A 6,348-nucleotide genomic window follows, 5' to 3' on the forward strand; every position below is an offset into this window, starting at 1 on the left:
GTCTTATTTGACCGTGATCCAGCCGGCGTAGAAGGCGCCGAGTCCCAGGCCGCAGAACAGGCCGCAGATGATCCAGAAGCGGACCACCACTGTTACCTCGGCCCAGCCGACGAGTTCGAAGTGGTGGTGGAGTGGGGCCATCTTGAACACTCGTTTGCCGCCGCTGATCTTGAAGTAGCCGACCTGGATCACCACCGACAGGGTGATGATCACGAACAGGCCGCCGAGCAGGGCCAGCAGGAGTTCGGTCTGGGAGCAGATCGCCAGGCCGGCCAGGCCGCCGCCGAGGGCCAGGGAGCCGGTGTCGCCCATGTAGATCTTGGCTGGGGACGTGTTCCACCACAGGAAGCCGAAACAGGCTCCCATCACTGCTGCCGCGACGATCGCCAGGTCGAGTGGATCTCGGACCGGATAGCAGCCCTGGACGTCGGTCCCCAGCGTCGCGCACGACTCGCCGTGCTGCCACACGCCGATCAGGACGTAGGAGGCGAACACCATCACGCAGGAACCGGTGGCCAGGCCGTCCAGGCCGTCGGTCAGGTTCACGCCGTTGGAGGTGCCGGCGATGAGTAGGCCGGCCCAGATCACGAAGAGCACCGCGCCGAGGTCCACCGCCGAGATGTTCCGGACGAAGGACAGGTGCGTGTCGCCCGGCTTGAAGCCCAGGGCGTTCGGGAAGTGCAGTGCCAGGATCGCGAACACGATCGCCACGATCCACTGCCCGATCATCTTCGCCTTGGCCCGCAGGCCCAGGTTGCGCTGCCGGAACACCTTCAGGAAGTCGTCGGTGAAGCCCACGACGCCCATCCCGACCATCAGGAACAGCACCAGCAGCCCGGAGGCGGTGGGCATGCGCATGGTGGCCAGCTTGGTGAAGCCGTAGCCGAGCACGGTGGCCAGCACGATCACCACGCCGCCCATGGTCGGCGTGCCGCGTTTGGCCTGGTGCGTGGTCGGGCCGTCCTCGCGGATCGGCTGGCCGAAGCCGTAGCGCGCCAGGGTCTTGATCGCCATCGGGGTGCCGATCAGCGAGAAGAACAGCGCGATTCCGGCCGCGTACAGCACCCCGCGCATTTGCAGGCCGCCTTCGGAACCGGCGTGCGGCACCACCGCGCCCACCCCGGCGTGGACCGCCGCGAACGTGCTCACCGGACGTCACCTCCCGCACCGCGCGCCTGGGGCGCGCCGCCGTCCCCGGCGCCAAGATCGAAGTCCCCGTGTCCGTCCCCCGACGCCGCGCGTTCCAGCAGCGCGGCGGCCAAGCTCTCCAAGCCGATGTAGCGCGAGGCCTTGACCAGCACCACGTCCCCGGGGCGGGCCCCGGAGCGGACGAACGCCAGCGCGGCGTCCACGTCCGGCACGGCCACCGACTCCCCGTCGTAGGACCCTTCCATCGACGCCCCGCTGTGGATCGCTGCGGCCCCGACCCCGACCGCGACGGTCTGGCTGATGTTCAGCCGCACCGCCAGCCGGCCGATGGCGTCGTGCTCGACCGCCGCGGCCGCGCCGAGTTCGGCCATCGGGCCCAGGACCGCCCAGGAGCGGGCGCCGGGGCGCGAGCGGGTCATCGTGGCCAGCGTCTTCAGCGCCGCGCGCATCGATTCGGGGTTGGCGTTGTAGGCGTCGTTGACGATGGTCACGCCGTCGGCCGACTCCCCGATCGCCATCCGCCACTTGCTGTCCGGCTCGGCGGCCGAGAGCACCTTGGCCACCGTCTCTCCGCTCAGGCCCAGCTCCAGGCCGGTCGCGGCGGCTGCCAGGGCGTTGGCCACCTGGTGCTCGCCGACCAGCCGGAGCGTGACCGGATGCCGCTGCGGTCCGTCGCCGTCGCGGTACATCAGGGTGAAGCTGGCCCGGCCGTCCGGGCCGATCTGCACCTGCTCGGCGCGCACCGCGGCGTCCGACGCCTCGCCGAACAGGACTACGCGGCCCTTGGTGCGCGCGGCCATGGCCCGCACCCGAGGGTCGTCGGCGTTGAGGATCGCGACACCGTCCCGGTCCGGGTTGCAGCTCCCGGCCTCCGGGACCGCCGCGACCAGTTCGCCCTTGGCCTCGGCGATGGCCTCGACGCTGCCGAACTCGCCGAGGTGCGCGCTGCCGACGTTCAGCACCACGCCGATCCGCGGCGGCGCGATCGTCGTCAGGTGGGTGATGTGCCCGATCCCGCGCGCACCCATCTCGGCGACCAGGTACCGGGTGTCCTCGTCGGTCCGCAGCGCCGTGATCGGGAATCCGAGCTCGTTGTTGAAGCTGCCCTTGGGCGCCACCGTCGGGCCCAGCTCCCGAGCCAGCCGGCCGATCAGGTCCTTGGTGGTGGTCTTGCCGGCCGAGCCGGTCAGGCCGATGACCGTGGTCCGGGGCAGCAGCGCCAGATGGGCCCGGGCCAGCGCGGACAGCGCGCGCAGCAGGTCGCCGTCGGCGACCGTGACGGTCGCGACGGTGCCGCGGTCGGCCCACGGCGCGCGGTAGGCGTCGTCCGGGGCGGCGAGCACCGCGACCGCACCTCGGGCCAGGGCGTCCCGGACGAACTCGTGGCCGTCGGCGGACGCGCCGGGGAAGGCCGCGAACAGCGCTCCGGGCGCGGCGTCCCGCGAGTCGAACACCACCGGGCCGGTGACCTCGAGCCCCGCGAGCTCGTCCTGCGGGACGCCGGGCGGGCCGCTCAGGGTCCCGCCCACGGTGTGCGCGATCCAGCCGAGATTATGGGGGCTCACTGCTCGCCGCGGTCCTTTCCGGCCGCTTCCAAAGCGGCGCGCAGCACCACCCGATCGTCGAACGGCTTCTTCACTCCTGCGATCTCCTGCCCCTGCTCATGTCCCTTGCCGGCGACGATCAGCACGTCGCCGGGGCCGCTGGCGGCGACCGCGTAGGCGATCGCCTCGGCCCGGTCGGCGACCACGCGGTAATTCTGGACGGCACCGGCCAGTTCGGCGTCGGCGCCGTCGGTGACGGCCGCGAGAATGTCCGCTGAACTCTCCGTACGCGGGTTGTCGTCGGTGAACACGGCCTCGTCGGCGAGCCGCACCGCGGCGGCGCCCATCATCGGCCGTTTGGTCTTGTCGCGGTCCCCGCCGCAGCCCACCACCACGCGCAGCCGGCCGCGGCCGCGGTCGGCGACCGGGCGCAGCGCGGTCAGCGCGGTCTCGACGGCGTCGGGGGTGTGGGCGTAGTCGACGACCGCCAGGAACTGCTGGCCGGGCACCTGGACCCGCTCCATGCGGCCCGGGACGCCGTGCACGTCGGCGACCCCGGCGATGGCGGTCTCCAGCTCGATCCCGGTCACCGCCAGCAGCACGATCGCGGCCAGCGCGTTGGCGACGTTGAAGTCGCCGGGCAGCCCGGCCGAGGCCCGATGGCGCGCGCCGTCCGGGCCGACGACGGTGAACGCCGAGGCGTCGGCGCCCAGCACGATGTCCTCGGCGGTCCAGTCCGCCGCTACCCCTTTGATGGAGAAAGTGTGCACCGGCACGCCGTTGGCCCGACAGCGTTCGGCGATCGTCCGGCCGTGCTCGTCGTCGACGTCGACGACCGCCTGCTCGGTGTAACCGGGGGTGAACAGCTTCGCCTTGGCCTCGAAGTAGTCCTCGAAGTCGGCGTGGAAGTCCAGATGGTCCTGCGTCAGGTTGAGGAACGCCGCGGCCTTGAAGCGGATCCCGGCGGGGCGGCCATAGGCCAGCGCGTGGCTGGAGACCTCCATCGAGACCGCCTCGACGCCCTCTTCCACGGCGGTCGCCAGGATCGCCTGCAGGTCCGGGGCCTCCGGGGTGGTGCGCACCGAGGGCACGACCCGGTCGCCGATCAGGATCTGCACGGTCCCGATCACACCGGTCCGCAGCCCCGCCCGGCGCAGCCCGCCGTCGATCAGGTAGCTGGTGGTGGTCTTGCCGTTGGTGCCGGTGACGCCGTACATCGCCAGCTGGGTGGCGGGCTCGCCGTACACGTACGCCGAGAGCTTCCCGGCCACCCCGCGCACGTCCTGGACCACCAGGATCGGCGCCGGCAGACCGTCGAGCATCGCCGCGCCCGCGGCGTCGGTCACGACCGCGACCGCCCCGGAGGCCACGGCGCCGGGGGCGAACTCGGCCCCGTGCCGGGCCGCGCCGGGCCAGGCGATGTGCAGGTCGCCGGGCCGGATCGACTGAGCGTCGTGCGAGATCCCGGTGACCGTCGTGTCCAGGGCCTCGGCGGTCGCGGCCGTGGAATCCGCCACGGCGGCGCCGACGATCTGCGCGCACGCGCGGACGCTGTGCTGCGGGAGGTGCTTCGGGCGCGGCGTGGAAGTCATGGGTTCCCGATGCGTCGTCGGATCGGCGGGGACGGTCAAGTGGGGCACGTGCGGAAGGCTACCGGTTCGCGGAGCGCGCTCGTGCGTTCAGCTCCTCCGCAGATATTCGCGTCCGCCGCACCCGCCCGCCAAACGGGCTGGTGAGACGGGACGGACTCGGAACCGTTACACCCCTTTCTCAACTACCTTATGTAAGGCTTTGTCTTCGCTCAGTTACCGGAACTGGAGCCGTAGGACGTCGGCAGGTTGGCCGGCGGCGTACCGGTCGGCGCCACCCCGCGGCTCTGCAACGCGAACGACAGGACCTGCTGGAACACCGGCGCGGCGATCTCGGCGCCGAAGTGCGCGCCGACCGGGGCCTGCAACGACACCGCGACCACGATCGACGGTTTGTCGGTCGGCGCGAAACCGATGAACGAGGCGGTGTAGCCGTTGTAGGTGCCCTTCTTCTCGTCGTACCGGTTGGCGGTGCCGGTCTTGCCCGCCACCCGGTAGCCGGGGATCTGGGCCGTGGTGCCGGTGCCGCGCTGCGAGGTGGTGACCGCCTCCAGCATGTCGGCGACCTTCGTCGCGGTGTCGGCGCTGACCACCGGCGTCTGCTGCGGCGCCGGGGCCGGGGTGTACTTGCCGGCGGGGTCGGTCCAGCCCTGGACCAGGCTCGGGGCGATGCGCACGCCGCCGTTGGCGATGGTCTGGTAGACCGAGGCGTCCTGGACGGCGGTCGCGGCCAGGCCCTGGCCGTAGAGCACGGTGTAGCGCTCGGTGTCGCTCCACTTGTCCGGCGGGTCCAGGATGCCGGCGCTCTCCCCGGGGAAGCCGATGCCGGTGGTCTGGCCGAAGCCGAACAGCCGCTGGTACTTGCCCAGGGTCTGGTCGCGGTCCACGCCGTGCGGCTGGAACAGGTTGGCGACCTCGATGGTGCCGACGTTGGAAGACGCGGCCAGGACCCCGGTCATGGTCAGGTCCCAGGGGCCGTGGTCGACGTCGTCCTTGAAGACGTAGCGCCCGACGGGCATCGGCGAGGTGAAGGGCGGCAGCTGGGTGTCCGGCTCGGCGACACCGGTCTGGATGGCCGCGGACATGGTGATGACCTTGGCCACCGACCCGGGTTCGAAGGGGTCGGTGAAGGCCCGGTTGCCCAGGTTCGGGGTGTCGGCGGTGGTGATGTGCCGCGGGTCGAAGGTCGGGTAGTTGGACAGGGCCAGGATCTGGCCGGTCTTCACGTCCTCCACCACCACGGTGCCGGACGACGAGCCGGTCGACTGCACCTCCTTGGCCAGCGCCTGGTCGGAGGCGTACTGGATGTCCGGGTCGATGGTGGTCTTCACCGAGTCCCCGTCCACCGCCGGCTTCATGTTCACGCCGGTGGTCGGGATCTCCACCCCGGACGCCGCCTGGTAGGACTCCTGGCCGTCCTTGCCGGCCAGCCGGTCGTTCACCATCTGCTCGATCCCGGCCTTGCCGACCCCGTCGGAGTCGGTGAAGCCGATGAGGTTCGCCGCCAGCGTGCCGCCGGGGTAGGTGCGCCGGTCGTCGCGGGTGTTGGTGTAGACCCCGACGACGGTCTTCGGGTCGCTGGTGTTGGCCACCGCGAGCTGCCGGATCTTCGCGCAGGTGGCCGGCGAGGCCTTGTGCGCCAGCACGACGTAGCGGGTCTTCGGCTTGGTGAGCGCGGCCTGCAGGTCCGCGACGCTCGGCGCGCCGCCCTGCGCGTACTCCGGCGCCGCCGCGAGCAGCCCGGCCAGCTTGGACGCGAGGTCGCCGACGTCCTCGTGGTACTGGGCGACCACGGTCGGGTCGGCGGTGACGTCGTAGGCCTCGACGGACACGGCCAGCGGCGTGCCGTCGGCGGCCAGTATCGCGCCCCGGCTGGCGTGCAGGGTCGCCTCCCGGGTGGTCTCGGCGGCCTTGGCGTAGCCGCCGGCGTCGACCGCCTGGAGCTGGAAGAGCCGGCCGGCGAACAGGGAGAAGGTGAAGAGCAGGCCGAACATGGTGATGCGCAGCCGGCGGCGCGGGGAACCCATGCGCAGGGTCGGGGTGCGCGGCCCGGGGGGGCGCTGACG

The 6,348-nt window shown here is 71.8% G+C and carries 4 protein-coding genes; all 4 read right to left on the reverse strand.

The annotated features are described in order from the left end of the window. Positions 1-3: 3 nt before the first annotated feature. Complete coding sequence (gene mraY / locus IZR01_RS22195; RefSeq protein WP_194893937.1) at positions 4-1,074, reverse strand: phospho-N-acetylmuramoyl-pentapeptide-transferase; 1,071 nt, start codon at positions 1,072-1,074, stop codon at positions 4-6. A gap of 71 nt (positions 1,075-1,145) precedes the next feature. Next, positions 1,146-2,714, reverse strand: a complete 1,569-nt coding sequence (locus IZR01_RS22200) for a UDP-N-acetylmuramoyl-tripeptide--D-alanyl-D-alanine ligase (RefSeq protein ID WP_323746290.1) — start codon at positions 2,712-2,714, stop codon at positions 1,146-1,148. After that, positions 2,711-4,333 carry a UDP-N-acetylmuramoyl-L-alanyl-D-glutamate--2,6-diaminopimelate ligase gene (locus tag IZR01_RS22205; protein WP_323746289.1) on the reverse strand — a complete coding sequence of 541 codons (1,623 nt, stop codon included), beginning with the start codon at positions 4,331-4,333 and terminating at the stop codon, positions 2,711-2,713. Before IZR01_RS22205 ends, IZR01_RS22200 begins: the two co-directional genes overlap by 4 nt. Positions 4,334-4,494: 161 nt before the next feature. Then, on the reverse strand, positions 4,495-6,348 hold a 1,854-nt coding region (locus tag IZR01_RS22210), incomplete at its 5' end, for a peptidoglycan D,D-transpeptidase FtsI family protein (protein WP_228559988.1).

This window comes from Catenulispora pinisilvae (assembly GCF_015356865.1).
GTDB lineage: Bacteria > Actinomycetota > Actinomycetes > Streptomycetales > Catenulisporaceae > Catenulispora > Catenulispora pinisilvae.